At 64.0% G+C, this 16,261-nt stretch carries 13 protein-coding genes and 1 tRNA gene; 3 read left to right on the top strand and 11 right to left on the bottom strand.

Features of this window, described 5'->3' with window-relative positions:
• Positions 1 to 229: 229 nt before the first annotated feature.
• The 4 genes from AC3WLD_RS04080 to AC3WLD_RS04065 all read right to left on the bottom strand — a co-directional run bounded on the left by AC3WLD_RS04080 (position 230) and on the right by AC3WLD_RS04065 (position 4,898).
• Positions 230 to 2,143: a DUF262 domain-containing protein gene (locus AC3WLD_RS04080; protein ID WP_492555642.1), complete on the bottom strand. Its 1,914-nt coding sequence runs from the start codon at positions 2,141 to 2,143 to the stop codon at positions 230 to 232.
• Between the two features lie 292 nt (positions 2,144 to 2,435).
• A complete protein-coding gene (locus tag AC3WLD_RS04075; protein WP_492555641.1) occupies positions 2,436 to 3,266 on the bottom strand; it encodes a protein NO VEIN domain-containing protein in 831 nt (276 codons plus the stop codon).
• A 55-nt stretch (positions 3,267 to 3,321) separates the two neighbouring features.
• Positions 3,322 to 4,632, bottom strand: a complete 1,311-nt coding sequence (locus AC3WLD_RS04070) for a type II toxin-antitoxin system HipA family toxin (protein ID WP_492555640.1) — start codon at positions 4,630 to 4,632, stop codon at positions 3,322 to 3,324.
• A 2-nt stretch (positions 4,633 to 4,634) separates the two neighbouring features.
• Positions 4,635 to 4,898 (bottom strand): helix-turn-helix domain-containing protein, encoded by a 264-nt coding sequence (locus tag AC3WLD_RS04065; protein WP_492555639.1) that lies wholly within the window; start codon positions 4,896 to 4,898, stop codon positions 4,635 to 4,637.
• 139 nt (positions 4,899 to 5,037) lie between these two features.
• On the opposite strand from AC3WLD_RS04065, the gene AC3WLD_RS04060 reads away from it, so the two are divergent.
• Entirely contained in the window at positions 5,038 to 5,355 is a 318-nt protein-coding gene (locus AC3WLD_RS04060) for an MbcA/ParS/Xre antitoxin family protein (RefSeq protein WP_492555638.1), read from the top strand.
• A gap of 37 nt (positions 5,356 to 5,392) precedes the next feature.
• Here the strand turns inward: AC3WLD_RS04060 and AC3WLD_RS04055 are convergent, their stop codons facing one another.
• Positions 5,393 to 6,637: a tyrosine-type recombinase/integrase gene (locus AC3WLD_RS04055; RefSeq protein WP_492555637.1), complete on the bottom strand. Its 1,245-nt coding sequence runs from the start codon at positions 6,635 to 6,637 to the stop codon at positions 5,393 to 5,395.
• A gap of 157 nt (positions 6,638 to 6,794) precedes the next feature.
• Positions 6,795 to 6,881: transfer RNA gene (locus AC3WLD_RS04050), tRNA-Leu, on the bottom strand.
• Between the two features lie 186 nt (positions 6,882 to 7,067).
• Here AC3WLD_RS04050 and AC3WLD_RS04045 point away from each other — a divergent pair.
• Positions 7,068 to 7,688, top strand: coding sequence for a TetR/AcrR family transcriptional regulator (locus AC3WLD_RS04045; RefSeq protein WP_492555636.1), 621 nt, complete (start codon positions 7,068 to 7,070; stop codon positions 7,686 to 7,688).
• Between the two features lie 3 nt (positions 7,689 to 7,691).
• Here the strand turns inward: AC3WLD_RS04045 and AC3WLD_RS04040 are convergent, their stop codons facing one another.
• The 3 genes from AC3WLD_RS04040 to AC3WLD_RS04030 form a co-directional block, all read right to left on the bottom strand.
• Positions 7,692 to 9,299: an acyl-CoA synthetase gene (locus AC3WLD_RS04040; RefSeq protein WP_492555635.1), complete on the bottom strand. Its 1,608-nt coding sequence runs from the start codon at positions 9,297 to 9,299 to the stop codon at positions 7,692 to 7,694.
• Positions 9,300 to 9,369: 70 nt separating this feature from the next.
• Positions 9,370 to 10,803: an aldehyde dehydrogenase family protein gene (locus tag AC3WLD_RS04035; protein WP_492555634.1), complete on the bottom strand. Its 1,434-nt coding sequence runs from the start codon at positions 10,801 to 10,803 to the stop codon at positions 9,370 to 9,372.
• A 52-nt stretch (positions 10,804 to 10,855) separates the two neighbouring features.
• A complete protein-coding gene (locus tag AC3WLD_RS04030; protein WP_492555633.1) occupies positions 10,856 to 11,968 on the bottom strand; it encodes an NAD(P)-dependent alcohol dehydrogenase in 1,113 nt (370 codons plus the stop codon).
• Between the two features lie 196 nt (positions 11,969 to 12,164).
• Between AC3WLD_RS04030 and AC3WLD_RS04025 the strand changes: the two genes are divergently transcribed.
• Positions 12,165 to 13,691 (top strand): acetyl-CoA acetyltransferase, encoded by a 1,527-nt coding sequence (locus tag AC3WLD_RS04025; RefSeq protein ID WP_492555632.1) that lies wholly within the window; start codon positions 12,165 to 12,167, stop codon positions 13,689 to 13,691.
• 24 nt (positions 13,692 to 13,715) lie between these two features.
• Here AC3WLD_RS04025 and AC3WLD_RS04020 read toward each other — a convergent pair whose 3' ends face one another.
• Positions 13,716 to 14,108 carry an acyl-CoA thioesterase gene (locus tag AC3WLD_RS04020; RefSeq protein ID WP_492555631.1) on the bottom strand — a complete coding sequence of 131 codons (393 nt, stop codon included), beginning with the start codon at positions 14,106 to 14,108 and terminating at the stop codon, positions 13,716 to 13,718.
• A 37-nt stretch (positions 14,109 to 14,145) separates the two neighbouring features.
• On the bottom strand, positions 14,146 to 16,209 hold the full coding sequence (locus AC3WLD_RS04015) for a S9 family peptidase (RefSeq protein WP_492555630.1): 2,064 nt from the start codon (positions 16,207 to 16,209) through the stop codon (positions 14,146 to 14,148).
• Positions 16,210 to 16,261: the final 52 nt, after the last annotated feature.

Raw genomic sequence — 16,261 nt, 5'->3', positions numbered from 1 at the left:
TAAACCATCGAAATGAGGGGTCCCTTTTAGACGCCGATCACCCCGCTAACGGGGTCCTTTTTGCACGCCGATCCACACAATAGGAGAACATATAGTGATCAAATTATTCTATGGCGTGGTGGCGTCAAGGGTAGTTTCGTCCGCTCTCAAAGGAGCATCAATCTCGAGTCCGGATTGTCGGCAAGTTATGGATTGAGATGAAAGATCGGGATGGAGCTCGTAGGCAGCTTCAGATGATGCTCACATCATCGCCCTCGGCTGCGGGGCGCGGATAGAGCCTGCAGAAGAGCTCGGCCAATTCCCGACTTCGCCTCCCTATGGCCGCCTCGTCCCATTGCTGGACCTTGTCGAAGTAGCGGTTCAAGCGCAGCACGGAGTGGCCGTATTCCGCCAGCTTCAAGTTGAACGGCCCGTTGCTGGCGGCGGGGTTGGCATATTTGTTCAGCAAGCTGAGGTTGCCGAGGGTCTGGGCAGCCGCAGAACGCGCGCGGGCGGCTTCCACCAGCGGCTTTTCCTCTTCCGTCGGCGTAATCCACCAATCCGAAATGTCGCGCTTCAGGGTCTGGCCATCGAGCGGCCAGTGCGTCCACCACTTTTGCGGCATGACATGCTCGATTTGCAATCCGTCCGCCATCTCCTCGTCTTCGCTCTTCTTGCCCCGCAAGCCGAGCTCAAGCCGTTCCAGGACCAGCCGCAGGGCAGGCTGCTTCATGTCCTTGTAGATCGGCTTTCGCATGGCGGCTTCATTCACCCGCTTGTCTGAAGGCCAGGCGCGCGTGGTACCGCGTCCCAACAACAACTTTGCGGTCAGGGCCGGGAGCACGTCGGCACCGCGTCGCGTCGCAATATCGCCGATCACCTCAAGGAACATCTTGTTGTATTCCTTGGTCTCCTCCCCGAGAAACGCCCGCCGCACGATATAGGATTGCATCACGCTCAGGCATTCTTCCAACTGCTCGGGGGTCAGCCCTGCTTCAAGCCGCAGGAAAAGGAGCAACGGGATCGCCGTCGAAACGTCGAAGTCACGGATGACGCGAACGATACTGGTGCTCTTTAGCTTCTGGCCTGTGGCGCTTTCGCATTCCTGGAACACGTCTGCGTATCGGCTGAAGTCTGCCAGCTCATCCCGAACCGAAGCGTAGCGCGGCGGATTAACCCCGATCCAGCGCTTATATTCTTCGTTCACGCGCCGGGCGTCTACCAGTTCGGCTTTCTTGACCGAGAGGAAATGACGGAGAGCAAGGTCGAGGCGGGAATATGTTCTGCCGCCTCGTTTGACCTCGAAGCTCCAGAAGCCGGTTTCGAACTTGCCCCAGAAGTCAGCGAAAAGCTTATCGCGGTCGGCCTGTTCTTTCTCGGCCCGCATAAAGATTAAGCTGCGCAGCAAGTCGGATTGCGAGAGTGGTCGCCCTTGCGAATTCAGGGAATAGAAAATCTCCTGGCTGTCGTCGCCGTCCGACAGAGAAATTTCGACGACACAAAAATCCTGCTTAATGGCCTGTAACAGGGAGAACGCGCAGTCTTCCTCGGATTTCGGCTCACGCTTTGCTGCCTCGGCGGCGATCCAGTTCGAAACCTCGCGGTAGAAGTACAGATATCCTTCAACGAGGTTTGAGCGTGGTTCCGGCTTTCGCTTTCGCGGTAAGCGGATCAGCGGGTATTTCTTCTCAACTTCAGCTTTGCTACCTGCCTTGATGATATCAGAAAATACCTCCCGATTGAGCTGGGTCGGCCAGAGTTTGAAAACCTCCTCGTCCGGTTTTTCCATGACATCGGCGTCGGCGTTTTCGAGATATCGCGTGGTTGTACGGTCGAGCGTTTTCCATTCCTTGCTGCGCGCAAAATCCCGGAAAGCACAGAGCATTAGCTGCAATGTGGTCAGTCGCTGCTGCCCATCGATGACGAGGAGACGTTTCACCTCTCTGGAGGAAGTCGGCTTGACCCCTTCGATAATCAATGCGCCAAGGTAGTGAGCATTGGTCTTGGTCCCGTCCAGTTGGAGGCATGCCTTTTCGGCGATGTCCTCCCACAGGGTTTTCCATTGAGGGTCCTCGTTCCAAACGTAGAGGCGCTGGAACATGGGCACGATGTACCGCGACTGTGCATTGAATAGATCATCGATTGTACGCGGATTTGCTTGCATGCCCCACACTCCGTAACTTCTCGCAACTATGCTGAAATTGTTCTGTCAGGGGAAGGAGCAGATTGAAATTCTATCCAAGCGGTACCGGCCGCAACACGTGGTCGACGCGGACTACGGCCGCAGGGGATGACGTAGATCACCATCGTGCTTGGGCTAAGATGATCGGCTCAGTCCTGGCTCACCCTTTCGTAAACCTTTAGTTTGGCGCGAGAGCCTGAGCCAGCACTGAAACGTTTCGAAGCAGCAATGTCGATCGCTTGGTTTACGAGGAAATGCCAGTCTGAACCGTCGGCTATCTGAGCGCCGCAAGAAAGCTTGTTGGCGTCAGTTCGATGTGCGCCGATAGTGGGGGGCGAAGGCTGAAGGCTTTTGGGCGGCGAGCAAAATTCCATACCCTTACGAGGTGCCATTCATCACGGCGGGTTTCTGCGACCGCGATTTCATTCTGGCTGATGTGAAAAGGAGTGCGTTCCCAACCGTTGGTCGTCTTCACTTCGATCAGGCGCTCACGGCCATCGGGTTCGAAGCTGGCAATGTCGAAGCCATAGCCATCGCCGTCCTGCACGGCGGTCCAGCGCACTTTATCGGCAAGATCGTCTCTTCCAGCCTGCAAGAGCGATTGGCGCTCGTGATGCAGGATCAACTCTTCACCAGCCTTGCCCAGCCGCCTGTTCCGGGCATCGCGTTCCGCCACATCATACTTCTTGCCGATTGCGGCCATGACGGTCGGATCTATCAATGGTGGTTCATTCTGATGCGTCGGCGGAGGCCCAATCCACAGAGATGGCATTTCACGGACATGGCGGGCTTCGTCAGATTGAACCTTTGGTTCAAGCCAATCGGGTCGTTGATCAAGCCAGCGCAACACTCCATCTGCCAACGCATTCTGATAATGCTTGGCTGGCTTAAGGCCTGTAACCCATGGCTGACCAAAGCCAATCATGATCGCGCTGATGTTCTGGTGCTTGCGCTCGATCGATTTGATGTTTCGCGGGATTCGTTCGGCAAGGCTGCGATAGCGCGCGAGCTTTACAAAAGGACGACCCGCAAGCTCGTCGCCAAGCATTCCGAAGTAGTCGGCGACAACCGCGTCAATTTCGGATTCGGTCCAATCTTCAGCCACCTTATCTCAGCTAACCGATATCGCAGGGCCTGACCAGGACGCGGGTAGCCAGATATTATTGACCATATGCCGAGCCTCCCAATGCAGGTGCCTCATCCACGGCGCCGCTTGCTTCTGGTGCACCTTCCTGTCCTGCATGCACTCGGACCTCTGTTGCCCGTTCCTCAATCTCCTTTGCGAAGACTTCCAGCATCGAGGAACCAGCTGGCATCGCCGCCACCTCCTCGACCGCTAAAGTCAGTTCGCGCAGCAACCGTGCCGTCACCTGCTCCACCCTCTGCACCGTTCCCCGCGCTGCAAGGCCTGCGGCTTCGGCCATGCGGCGCCAGTGGCGGCCGTAGATGTGCCGACAGCGGCGTTGCCCGCCGATGGCCTGGGCGTGGTTCTGGGTGATGTTGGTCCAGGCGAGGCCCGACATCAGGTCGTAGAGCGGGGCAAGCTGCGGGGCACCTGGGCCGAGCAGGATCGAGTAGTTCTTCGCGTGGGAGTCCACGTTGCCGATTGCGATATTGAAGATCACGGCGTCCAGCAGCCGGGTGATGTCGCGCGCCGTCATATGTTGGCGGACAACCGCGAACATGTCTGCGATCGAGGGGCCGCGCGTTCCGGTGCCGTTGAATTCATACTTGGCGGCAGGCGGGCGGCCGAGTGCCTGACAGAAATCCTCCTGATGCAGGCGGCGCACATTGTTGCCGGTACCCGCCCGGTCATAGCGCTCGACCAGCAGGTAGCTGTGCTCCCCCGCAACGCCTGTGGTCACCGGCGCGACATTGAGACCGATCCTGCGAGCGAGAACCATGCACAGCGCCTCATTCTGGACGCTGCCGGGCAGGCGTGGATTGTCGGGCTTGAGGATGTGGGTGGATGGCGCGCCGTTGATCGGCACCGCGATCTGGCTGTCGATGACTGCTACCGGCAGCTTTTCCTGCGCGCCGGCAAGGCTCATCGAGACGCCGTCCTCGCCGACCAGGAATGGCCGCGCTGGCAGTTCCTCGATGATCCGCTCCAGTGCGTCGGCATCCGGGATCGTGCGATAGCCGGGCTTGCCGCGCGGCTGCTGCGGAGCGATGCTGAGCGCACCTGCCAGATCGTTGCCGGTCTGCGCGATCAGGCCCAGTGCGTCCTCCGGTGCAGCGCCTAGTGCTCGCGTCATTGCGCGCAGCGGTTCGCCCTCCGGCAGGAGGTTCATCAGCCAGGGAAGGACCTGGTCCCCGTCATAGGGTTCTGGCCTGATCGGCATGGCCAGCGAGATCGGGAAGCTCTCAGCGGATGAACGCCACGCATCCGCATAGGCAAGGCGGGTGGCCTGCGCGTCGGCGCTGATCCTGGCAACCAGGCGGTCTTCGTAATGAACCGGAAGGTCCACCGTCAGGCCTGCGAAATGCCGGTTGCGGTGAGCCGCAGGCCGACTGCCTTTGCGGCGGCGAGTGCCTTGCCGAGCTGGGCGGTGGGCTTCCCAGCTTCCAGATCGACGATGAAGCGTTCGCCGCTATTGATCGCGAGCGCCAGCTCCCGCTGGGTAAGACCAAGGGCCTTGCGGGCCGAGGCGACGGCTGCGCCGAATTGGGTTGCGTTTTCGATCATGTCAGTCTTACCGATCGGGAAGTTCTCATATGTGCTGTAGAGTTTCAAGGGCATTTCTTCCCGATCGGGAAGGAAGCTCCTTGATCTTGAGGCCCATCCGAATATTCTTACCGCTCGGTAAGTTGATTGGTGGCCAGGGCGGACGTTCCGTGCTATCGAGGGCGCGTCGAAGTCAGTGGATCTGTCCATGTCGATCGCCAGCGCTCAATACGACGATGACGAAATACTGGCCATGACGCGGGCGGCCGCTGTATTGGTCGCGCGCTGGGGCGTTCAAGATGAAGCAGCCGAGCGGCTTCTCAACGGCGAAGGGCGGGCCGCAGCGCTACTCGGCATCCATTACGCATTGCGAAGCATATTCGCTGACAGCGATAGAGCCGCGCGGTGGATAGGTGCACATAACGAGGCCTTTGATGGAGCCAGCGCACTTGATCTCATGCTGGCAGATGGCCTCGCAGGTATGCGGCGCGTCAAGGCCTACCTTGATGCGGAATTCGCTAGCTGAGCAGATAGGCGACCAGATCCTGAGCGATACAGCAGGATCAACCAAGGCCCGCGCTCGAGGCAGCAGGCGGCTTGCGAAAGCTGCCTTGCAGCACCTTTGCACCGGACCTGAGCTGGTCGAGGTAGTCCGCCCAGCTCTGCATCATCCTGATCCGCTCATCCCAGTGCTCACCGCGCGCATAGGCGCGGCGGACGTCATCGGTCTCGGCATGGCCAAGCTGGCGCTCGATTGCGTCGGGATTCCAGCGGCCCTGTTCGTTCAGAAGCGTGCTGGCCATGGCGCGGAAGCCGTGCGCGGTCATCGTGGTGCCATCGAATCCCATACGACGCAGCGCGAGGTTGATCGTGTTTTCACACATCGGCCGGTCGCGCTTGCCTTGGGCGGGGAACAGGTAGCGGCGGTTGCCGCTGATCTCGCGCAGCTCTTCCAGTATGGCAAGGACCTGACGGCTGAGCGGCACACGGTGCGCGACGCGCATCTTGGTCTTGTCGGCGGCGATGGTCCATATGTTGCGGGTGAAGTCGAACTCGCTCCATTCGGCCTGCCGCAGTTCGCCAGGGCGCACGAAGACATAGGGAGCCAGCCGCAGCGCTGCGTGAGTGACCGGATAGCCTGAATAGGCGTCGATCGCGCGCAGCAGTTCGCCCGCTTCCTTCGGTGTGGTGATGGCGGCACGGTGCGTCACCTTGGGCACGATCAGTGCGCCGCGCAGGTCTGCTGAAACGTCCCGGTCGGCGCGGCCGGTGGCGATGGCATAGCGGAATACCTGCCCGCAGGTGCTGCGCAGCCTTCGTGCGGTTTCGTAATGGCCGCGCTTTTCGACAGCGCGCAGGACGGCGAGCAGTTCGGGCGCCTTGATCTCGCCGACCTTGCGGTCTCCGATAATGGGGTAGGCGAATTCGAGCAGCCAGGTCAGCTTGCCGACGGTCACATCGGCACGACCCTCACGTCGGACCTTGTCGAGCCACTCTTCGGCCACGGCCCTGAAGCTGTTCACATTGGCAAGCGGGCCGGTGATCTTGTCGATCTTGCGCTTGGCGGCGGGATTGATGCCCTCTGCGATCTGTTTCTTGATCTCCAGCCGTTTGGCGCGCGCCTCGGCGAGGGTGACGGTCGGATAGACGCCCAGCGCGGCTGTCGCTCGCTTTTCTCCAAAGCGATAGTCGACCCGCCAGCACCGCTGACCGGCCTTGGTGACCAGCAGGTACAGGCCGCCCCCGTCAGAGAGCTTGTAGGGCTTGTCGCGCGCGACTGCCTTTCGGACTGCCAGATCGGTAAGCATGAAGCCACCTTTTGCCGGTTTCGATACCGTCAAAAATACCGTCGGATACCGTCAATTGCAACGATTTCAGCCGGATGGCGGTGGACGCCAGATCCGCGAAAAGCCTTTGATTTCTTGGATTTTTCCGGACGCTTGCGGATGCGTCCGGAAAGAAAAATGGTGCCCAGAAGAGGACTCGAACCTCCACGCCGTTACCAGCGCCGCCACCTGAAGACGGTGCGTCTACCAATTCCGCCATCTGGGCACGGGAGCGCGGGGCAAAGGGCCTCGCGCCGGGTAGGAGCGCGCGATTAGCCGGGGGGCGGGGCGGTGTCAACGCCGGACGTAAGCCTTCCGCGCGAATTATACTGGCCAGTTTGCAACTCGCGCAAAGCCCGATTATTGAGATGCCGTAGCGGCACCATGGCCGAACCAGGGGAAACCAATTCCGATGAGCCAAGCGATTGCCGAAACCGGGGCGACAACCGCGACGGAGATCGACGACAACGCCGAAGCGATCCTCGCCAAGGCGGCGCAGCTGTTCAGCGAGCTCGGCTACAAGGGTTGCTCGATGGAACGCGTGGCGGCCAGCCTCGGCGCGACCAAGCCGTTCGTCTATTATCGGTACAAGGACAAGGCGGACCTGCTGGCCGCCATCTGCGAACGCAGCCTCACCCTGACCGAGGCGGCGCTCGAGGCGGCCCTGGCCGGCCCCGGCAGCGCGACCGAGCGGTTGGCCGATTACGTCCGCCGGTTCGCAGCGGTGGTGATCGACCAGGGCCCCTATGTTAAGGTGTACCAGTACGAGGGCGCACACCTGCGCGAGGCCGACGTGGTGCGCCTTGCCGAATACCGCGCCCAGCTCGACAAACGGCTCCGCGCCCTGATCAAGGAGGGCACTGCGGCAGGCGAATTCCAGCTCGAGGATCCCGCGATCGCCGCCAGTTCGGTCAACGGGCTCATCGTGTTCATCACCTTCTGGTACAAGCGCGCCACGCCCGAGAGTCGCGCCCACGCGATTGAAACGCTCGAGGAGTATGCGCTGCGGCTGGTCGGGGCGCGGCGCGCCTGACGGTCAGGCCGCGGCCATTTTCCGGGCGAACTCGCCGGCTGTCTTGTAGTCCGCCTTGCCATTGGGTGCGCGCAGCGCGATTCCGTCGGCCACGAACACCCGCTTCGGCGCCTTGTAGGGGGCAAGCCGTTCGCGGACGTGACTGCGCAGGGCGGACTCGTCGAAGGCCGCGCCCGGTGAAGGGACGATGACGGCGACGACCGCGCTGCCGAATTTCTCGTCCGGAACACCAATGACCAGCGCGTCGTCCACGGCGGGGTGCGCCTTCAGCGCCTCCTCGACTTCCTCGGGATGAATCTTCTCGCCCGCCGAGTTGATGGTGGTGCTGCCGCGGCCCATCAGCGTCAGCGTGCCGTCAGCTTCCACCCGGCACCAGTCGCCCGGCAGCGCGTAGCGTACGCCGCGGATGGTGCGGAATGTCGAGGCGGTCTTGGCCGGGTCCTTGTAATAGCCAAGCGGGATCGGCGGGGCGATGCCGATGATGCCGGCTTGGCCGCTGCCCGGGGCGATCTCATCGTCGTTCTCGTCGAAGATCTTGCAACGCTCGCCGATCTCGAAGCGGGCGGTCTGGACCTCGCCGTCGGCGGTCATGACCGAACTGCCGAAGCCGACCGCCTCCGAGGAACCGAACCCGTCGGACAGCATCGCCTGCGGCATGTAGCGGAGCAACGCGCGCTTGGTCTCCACGCTCCACATCACCCCCGAAGAGCAGATCGCGATCACGCTGGACAAGTCGTAGTGGTCAGGGCGTTCTTCCAGTGCGCGCAGCATTGGCTTGGCGAAGGCATCGCCGACGATGGCGATCGTGCCGACCTTGTGGCGATCGACCGCTGCCCAAAGTTCGTGCGGATCGAAGGACGGGTGTTCCAGCGTCACCACCGCCGAGCCGGTGGTCATCGCGCCGACGGCCAGGAAATAACCGGTGCCGTGCATCAGCGGACAGGCCGGGAGGAACGGCGCGGAAGGACCATTGGCGCGCAGCGCGGCGACCAGTTCCTCCAGCGACTCGCAGTTCGTGCCCGTCTTGCGCTGGGCCTCGAGCTGCGCGGCGCGCAGTTCCTTGTGCGGCCACATCACGCCCTTGGGCATGCCGGTGGTGCCGCCGGTGTAGAGGAAGAAGAGGTCGTCGCCGGACCGCTCGATGCCGAGCGCCGTGCCCTCGCCGGAATTTGCCAGTTCTTCGTAATCGGCCGCGAAAGGCGCGCGCAAGTCGCCGCCGCCCACCTCGACGTAGAGCTTCACCAGCGGCAGGCGCCCGCGGATCTCGGCGACCGTTTCGCGGAAGGCAGCATCATAGACGAGGATCGCCGCGTCGGAATTCTCGACGATGTAGGCGACTTCGTCGGGCCGGTAGCGGTAGTTGACGTTGACGTGCGCCAGCCGGGCTTTGAAGCACGCGGTCGCGGTCTCCATGTAGGCCGGCTGGTTACGCATGTAGAAGCCGACCTTGTCGCCGATCTGCGCGGCTGCGAGGAAGGCGCGGGCGAGCCGGTTCGACCGGGCGGCGCTTTCGCCCCAGGTAATGCGCCGGTGGCCATGGGCATAGGCAAGGGCATCGGGATCGATGGCGGCGTCGATTGCGTCGGCAATGTCGCCGAAATTCCAGTCCATGGCATCCTCCACCGGGTCAGTTCGGCCGTGGCGGGACGCGCGGGCTTTCCCGCTGCGTCCCCGGCACGATTCAGGCGCTGGCGGCAGCCTTCTTGCGCCGCACCAGCGTCTGCGCGCTGGTGTATTCAAGCAGCCCTTCCAGACCGCCTTCGACGCCGACGCCCGACTGCTTCATCCCGCCGAACGCCGCGAGCGGCGAAAGATGCTGGGTTTCGTTGACCCAGACCGTGCCGGACTGGACCCGCTCGGCGAGGGCGAAGGCCTTGTCGTCGTCAGCGCTCCAGATCGAACCGCCGAGGCCATAGTCGGTGGCGTTGGCGCGGGCGATGACATCGTCGAAATCGTCGTACCGGATCAGCGGCAGAACCGGGCCGAACTGCTCTTCCTGGACGATCCGCGAATCTTCCGGCGGGTTGTCGAGGATCGTGATCGGAATGAAATAGCCCGGCACGTCGGCCTTCTCGCCGCCCATCAGGAACTTGTAGCCCTTGTCCCTGGCGTCCTGGATCAGGTCGAGGACACGGTCGTACTGCTGCTTGTTGTTGATCGGCCCGATCTGGGTCCCCTGCTGCGAGCCGTCGCCGACCTTGACCGTCTTCGCATAGGCGACGATCGCGTCGCGCAGCGGCTCGTAGACATCCTTGTGAATGTACATCCGCTTGGTCGCGATGCAGATCTGGCCGTTGTTGGTGAAGGCTGCCCAGAACAGCTTCTCGGCCACTTCCTCCACGTTGACGTCGGGCAGGACGATTGCGGCGTCGTTGCCGCCGAGCTCGAGCGTGACGCGCTTCAGCGTCGGCGCGGCCGAGGCCATGACCCGGCGACCGGTGGCGGAAGAGCCAGTGAAGCTGATCTTGTCGAACCCTGGATGGCTGGTCATCCAGGGGCCCAGCGCATCGCCGCCGGTGATGACGTTGAGCACGCCGGCCGGGAGGATTTCGTTCGCCAGTTCGGCGAACTTAAGCGTGCACAGCGGCGTGAACGGCGACGGCTTGAGCACCATCGTGTTCCCGGCAAGGAGCCCCGGCGCGACCTTGAACATCGCCAGGATCATCGGGAAGTTCCACGGCGCGATGGCCCCGACCACCCCCAGCGGCACGTGGCGGGTGATCGAATAGCGCTCGTCGCTGTCTTCGTTGACGTGGACCGGCAGGTCGAGGCTGGTGCTGGCCTGCAGCCAGAAGCCCGCGCCCATGATCTCTCCCTGGGCCTCGGCGACCGGCTTGCCCTGCTCCTGGGTGAGCAGCCGGGCGAACGCCTCGGCATTGCCCCAGATCGCATTGGCGAGCGCCACCAGCTTTTCCTTGCGCTGCTCGATCGGCGTGGCCGCCCAGCCGGGGAACGCGGTGCGTGCGGCGGCCACCGCCCGATCAAGGTCCTCCGGCGAGGCGTCGGGAACGCTGGCGATCACTTCCTCGGTCGCGGGGTTGAGCACGTCGAAGCTGGCGGCAGCTCCGACCAGTTCACCGTCGATGAGCATGCGATAGTTGCCGTCGAAATCCATGTTGCCTCTCCTGCCGGTGTGTCCAGCCTACGGTGATTCTCTTGTTGCCCGATCAGGGCACGAGCACGACCTTGATGCAATCCCCCCGGGCCTGCGCGGCGATCGCCTCGTTGATCTGGTTCAGCGGGAAGGTGCGGATCAGCCGGTCGAACGGGAAGCGCCCAGCGGCGTGATGGGCCAGCAGTTCGGGGATGAACTCCTGCGGCACGCTGTCGCCTTCGATGATCCCGATGATCCGGTGGCCGAAGGTCATGACCTGGCTGATGCTGAAGGTGATCGACGCGGCGGGATCGCGCGGAACCCCGACCAGCCCGATCACCCCGTGCGGCGAGAGACTGGCCAGCCCCGCATCGATCACCGCAACCACGCCGGAGGTATCGAGGATCGCATCGGCGCCCACGGGCACCACCGCACGGATGGCCTCGGCGACCGGGCCGGCGACCGGGTCGATCACGTGGGTCGCCCCCAGTTCCAGTGCGACCTGCCGCCGCTCGGCCAGCGGCTCGACAAGGATGACCTGCGCGCACTCGCGGATGCGCCCGGCCATGATCGCGGCGAGACCGACCGGCCCGCCGCCGAATACTACGAGGCTGGAACCGGCTTTGCAGTCCATCGAATGCATCACCGCGCCCGCTCCGGTCATCAGCCCACAGCCGAGCGGACCAAGCAGTTCGAGCGGCAGGTCGGTCGCGCCCCCGACCTTGACCACGTTGCGCGCCCGCGTGATCGCGTGCGTCGCGAACGAGGACTGGCCGAAAAAGTGCGAGGCGATCCGCTCGCCGTCCTTCGAAAGCGCGGTCGAACCATCCTCCAGCCGCATTCCCGCGTAATTGAGCGGAGGGAAGTGGTGGCAATAAGTCGGCAGGTCCTCGGCGCAGCGCGGACATCCCCCGCAACTGGAGAAGCCGACCACCACCGCGTCGCCGACGGCAAGCCCCTCGACGCCCTCGCCGACCGCCTCGATAGTCCCCGCGCCCTCGTGACCAAGCACGACCGGCTTGGGAAATTCGGCAACCTGGTCACGGAAGACGAGGTCGGTATGGCACAGGCCGACGCCCGCAATCCGCACAAGCACCTCGCCTGCGCGAGGCTGCTCGATCTGCAGTTCCTCGATCGTGAAGTCCGCGTCGGCAGCACGCGCGACCGCGGCGGTGCAGTTTGTCATCGCTCTCTCCGCCATACTCTCTGGTATCGAGGCGGGAGCTAACGACAATCGCGGTGAGCCGTCCAGTACGATCTTGCGTTGCGCAAGGTTGTTGTCGTCAGTCGTCAACCTGCGTCGTCGCCGCTCTGATCGCAGCTTGCGCCCTCCTGCCCGCGTCAATATACCACAGGGTATAATAATGCGGAGATGCGCTGGCATGATACTGGACCCGCGGACCCCGATCATCGTCGGTGTCGGGCAGTCGGTCGAACGGATCGACGAGGCCGGCTATCGCGGTTTGTCCCCGGCAGATCTCGCCGCACTGGCGGCGCAGCGGGCGATTGCCGATGCCGGGGACTCCGTGGCCATTCTGCCGCTGATCGGCATCGCCGCCGCGGTCCGGACGTTCGAAGATTCGAAGGCGATGAAGGTTCCGTTCGGCCGACCCGACAAGTTTCCGCTCGCTGTGACCAGGCGACTCGGCATCACGCCTCCGCGCGCGATTCTCGACAAGCTGGGCGGGCAATCTCCGCTGGCGATGATCATGGAGATCGGCGAGCGGATCATGGCGGGCGAGGCCGAGGGCGGCATAGCCTTCGGGGCCGAGGCGATCTCGACCGTGCGCCACCTCACCACCAGCGGGGAAAGCCGCGACTGGGCGGAGACCCTCGAGGGCGAAATCGACGACCGCGGGCTCGGGGGCGCAGGCCTGCTTTCGCCGCTCTCGGCCTCGCACGGGATCGTCACCCCGCCGATCGCCTATGCCATCATGGAGAACGCGCGGCGCGGCCGGCTGGGCCTGTCGCGCGCCGCCTACGCCGCCGAGATGGGACGGCTGTTCGCGCCGTTCAGCGCGGTCGCCGCGGCCAACCCCCATTCCGCGACGGTCGCCCCGGCGATGAGCGCGGAGGAGATCGCGACCGTCAGCGAGCGCAACCGCCTGGTCGTCGATCCCTTCCCGCTCAAGGTCATTGCCCGCGACCAGGTCAACCAGGGGGCAGCGGTGCTAGTCCTCTCGGTCGCCGCGGCGGAACGGGCGCGGGTGCCGCGCGACAAGTGGATTTTCGTCCACGGCGCGGCGCTGGCGCAGGAACGCGAGATCCTCGAACGGCCGGACGTGGGCGCCTACCCTGCCGCCAACGCGGCCATCGCCAGTGCCCTTGAGACGGCCGAACAGACCGCCGATGCAATGGCGGCGTTCGAATTCTATTCGTGCTTCCCGGTCCCGGTGTTCAACGCCGCCATCGACGGGCTCGGGCTATCGCCCGAAGACCCGCGCGGGCTGACCACGACGGGCGGGCTGCCGTACTTCGGCGGGCCCGGTAACAACTATTCGATGCACGGCATCGCCGCGATGGTGGAGCGCCTGCGCGACGTCGGCGGACATGGCCTGATCGGCGTCAACGGCGGGTTCCAGTCCAAGTACGGCGCGGCGGTGCTCTCCGCCGAGCCGCGGGCGTGGCCGGGCTTCGACACGCGGGACACGCAGGCCTGGCTCGACGCCGCAGCCAAGGCCGAGGTCGCCACTCGCGCCGAGGGACCGGGCCGCATTTCGGGCTATACCGTGGTCTGGGCCAAGGGCGCGCCGGTCAAGGGCATCGCTCTCGGCGAACTCGCCGATGGCCGCCGGTTCATCGCCAATCCGGCGGACGATGCCACGCTGGCGCGGATGGTCGAAACCGATCCCGCAGGCGCGGCGGTGATCCTGCGGCCCGGCGAACCGAACCTCTTCACCTTTCCCTGAGACCTGCCAGCACACTGGGCCGCTTCAGGGCAGGAACGGCGCGGCGACGTCCTTCGGCACACGCAGGATCCGGCCGCTGGCCCGGTCGAGGATCGCCCAGGTGGTCCGCGCCGCGACGATTACCTTGCCCGCCGCGTTGCGGAACTCGACGCAGCGATCGAAGCGCGCGCCGGTCGGCGGTTCGGGGATGAAGGTCTCGGCGGTAACGCTCTCGCCCTCGGCGATGTTGCCGCGATAATCGATCTCGTGCCGGGTCACGACCCAGACGTAGGCCGCCTTGTGCCCGGGCGCGGCGACCGCCTCCCAGTGCGCAACGGCAATGTCCTGCACCCACTGGAGCCACACCGCGTTGTTGACGTGGCCAAGCTCGTCGATGTGCTCGGGCCGCGCGGTGAAGGTCAGCGTGTGGCGGTTCATATCTCCCCTCCCGCATGCGGGAGGGGAATTGGCAGTGTCATGCTTCCCCCCCCAGCTGCCACAGGATGAATGCGAACTCTTCCGCCGTTTCCTTGAGGCTCTCGAACCGGCCCGACTTGCCGCCGTGGCCCGCGCCCATGTTGGTCTTGAGCAGCAATTCGGCGTCGTTGGTCCGCAGCTCTCGCAGCTTCGCGACCCACTTGGCCGGCTCCCAGTACGTCACCCGCGGGTCGTTGAGCCCCGCCGTCACCAGCAGCGGCGGATAGGGCTGCGCGCACACCTGGTCGTACGGCGAGTAAGAGCGGATCAGCTCGAACGCCGCCTTGTCCTCGATCGGATTGCCCCATTCGGGCCATTCGCCGGGGGTGAGCGGCAGGCTTTCGTCGAGCATGGTGTTGAGCACGTCGACGAACGGCACATGCGCGACCACCGCGCCCCACAGCTCCGGGTCGGAATTGATCACCGCGCCCATCAGCTCGCCGCCGGCCGAGCCGCCTGAAATGCTGATACGCCCCGGCGCGGTGTAGCCCTTCTCCACCAGCGCCTTCGCCACGTCGACGAAGTCGTTGAAGGTGTTAGTCCGCCGCTCGAGCTTGCCGGCCTTGTACCAGGCCCGGCCCATGTCGTCGCCGCCGCGGATATGGGCGATGGCATAGACGAAGCCGCGGTCCACCAGGCTCAGCCGCGAGGTCGAGAAGCCCGGCTCGATGGAGATGCCGTAAGCGCCATAGCCATAAAGATGCAGCGGCCCGCCGGGTGCGCGGTCCTTGCGCCAGACCAGCGAAACCGGAACCATCGTCCCGTCGCGCGCGATCACGTCTAGCCGCTCGGTCGCATAGAGAGCGGAGTCGTAACCCGAGGGGATTTCCTGGACCTTCAGGGTTTCGAGCCGCTTGTCGGCGACGTGGTAGTCCAGCACCGATGCCGGGCTAACCATGCTTTCGTAGCTCAGGCGCAGCTTGGTGACCGCCCATTCGGGGTTGTCCGCAAGGCCCGCGTCGTAACTCGCTTCGGGAAATGCGATCGGCTCGACCTGCGCTGGATCGTCGTAATAGCGCACCTCGATCCGGTCGAGCCCGCGGACCTTGCCCTCGGTCACGTAGAAGTCGCGGAACAGCTCGAACCCGGTCAGGTAGAATTCGTCGGTGCCTTCGATCAGGGTCGTCCACTCGGCCGGATCGCCCAGCGAGGCGGTGGCGAGACGGAAGTTCTCGTGCGTGTCGTTGGCGTGGATGAACAGCGTGCCGCCGCGTTCGTCCACGTCGTATTCGACGCCTTCCGTGCGCGGCTTGACCAGCAGCGGTGCGGCCAGCGGATCGGCGGCGGGGATCAGGCGGACTTCGCTCGTCTCATGGTCGCCGGTCGAGACGATCAGCCACTTTTCGTTGGCCGAGAGCGAGGACGACACGCGGAAGCCTTCGTCGTCCTCGTGGTACAGCTCGATATCCTCGGCGACAGGCTTGCCCAGCCAGTGCAGCCGGGCGTTGTCCGTCCGCCACTGCTCGTTGGCGAGCGAGTAGACGATGCCCGCGTCGTTCGCGACCCAGACGAGGCCGGAAAGCGTGCCGGGGATTTCGTCGGGCAGGACTTCGCCGGTGGCGATGACCTTGATCCGCGCGGTGAACCGTTCGGAGCCGTTGTCGTCGACCGACCACGCCAGCTTCGTCCCGTCGGCCGATACGGAGATTGCGCCCAGCCGGAAGTATTCCTTGCCCTCGGCCAGCGCCACTTCGTCGAGGATCAGTTCGTCTGCGCCGCCGGCGACAGGCCTGCGCCACCATTTCTTGTACTCGGCGCCTTCCTCGTATTCGATCCAGTAGAGCCAGTCGCCGTCCTTCTGGGGGACCGACCTGTCGGCTTCCTTGATCCGGGCGCGCATCTCCTTGAACAGCGTGTCGATCAGCGGCTGGTGCGGTTTCATCCGAGCCTCGAACCAGGCGTTTTCCGCTTCGAGGTGCGCCAGCACCTCCGCGTCCGTCACCTCCGGGTAGCCGGGATCGCGCAGCCACGCATAGTCGTCGGAAACGGTAAGGCCGTGGTGGGAGAAGCTGTGGGGTTTCTTCAGGGCGACAGGAGGTGTGGTCAGGTCCATCGCCCGCATCTATGTTGTGGTCACGCACCCCGCAAGGCGGGCATCCGGTTTCAAGGACAAC

It is taken from the genome of Novosphingobium sp. FW305-C-111, from assembly GCF_058783565.1.
This window is presented reverse-complemented; position numbering and strand designations above follow the sequence as displayed.

Coding starts and splice junctions, on each gene's coding strand:
- AC3WLD_RS04035 (WP_492555634.1), bottom strand. CDS start 10,803: ATGGATTTCGACGGCAACTATCGCATGCTCATCGACGGTGAACTGGTC.
- AC3WLD_RS04045 (WP_492555636.1), top strand. CDS start 7,068: ATGAGCCAAGCGATTGCCGAAACCGGGGCGACAACCGCGACGGAGATC.
- AC3WLD_RS04080 (WP_492555642.1), bottom strand. CDS start 2,143: ATGCAAGCAAATCCGCGTACAATCGATGATCTATTCAATGCACAGTCG.
- AC3WLD_RS04030 (WP_492555633.1), bottom strand. CDS start 11,968: ATGACAAACTGCACCGCCGCGGTCGCGCGTGCTGCCGACGCGGACTTC.
- AC3WLD_RS04040 (WP_492555635.1), bottom strand. CDS start 9,299: ATGGACTGGAATTTCGGCGACATTGCCGACGCAATCGACGCCGCCATC.
- AC3WLD_RS04020 (WP_492555631.1), bottom strand. CDS start 14,108: ATGAACCGCCACACGCTGACCTTCACCGCGCGGCCCGAGCACATCGAC.
- AC3WLD_RS04055 (WP_492555637.1), bottom strand. CDS start 6,637: ATGCTTACCGATCTGGCAGTCCGAAAGGCAGTCGCGCGCGACAAGCCC.
- AC3WLD_RS04015 (WP_492555630.1), bottom strand. CDS start 16,209: ATGCGGGCGATGGACCTGACCACACCTCCTGTCGCCCTGAAGAAACCC.
- AC3WLD_RS04060 (WP_492555638.1), top strand. CDS start 5,038: ATGTCGATCGCCAGCGCTCAATACGACGATGACGAAATACTGGCCATG.
- AC3WLD_RS04025 (WP_492555632.1), top strand. CDS start 12,165: ATGATACTGGACCCGCGGACCCCGATCATCGTCGGTGTCGGGCAGTCG.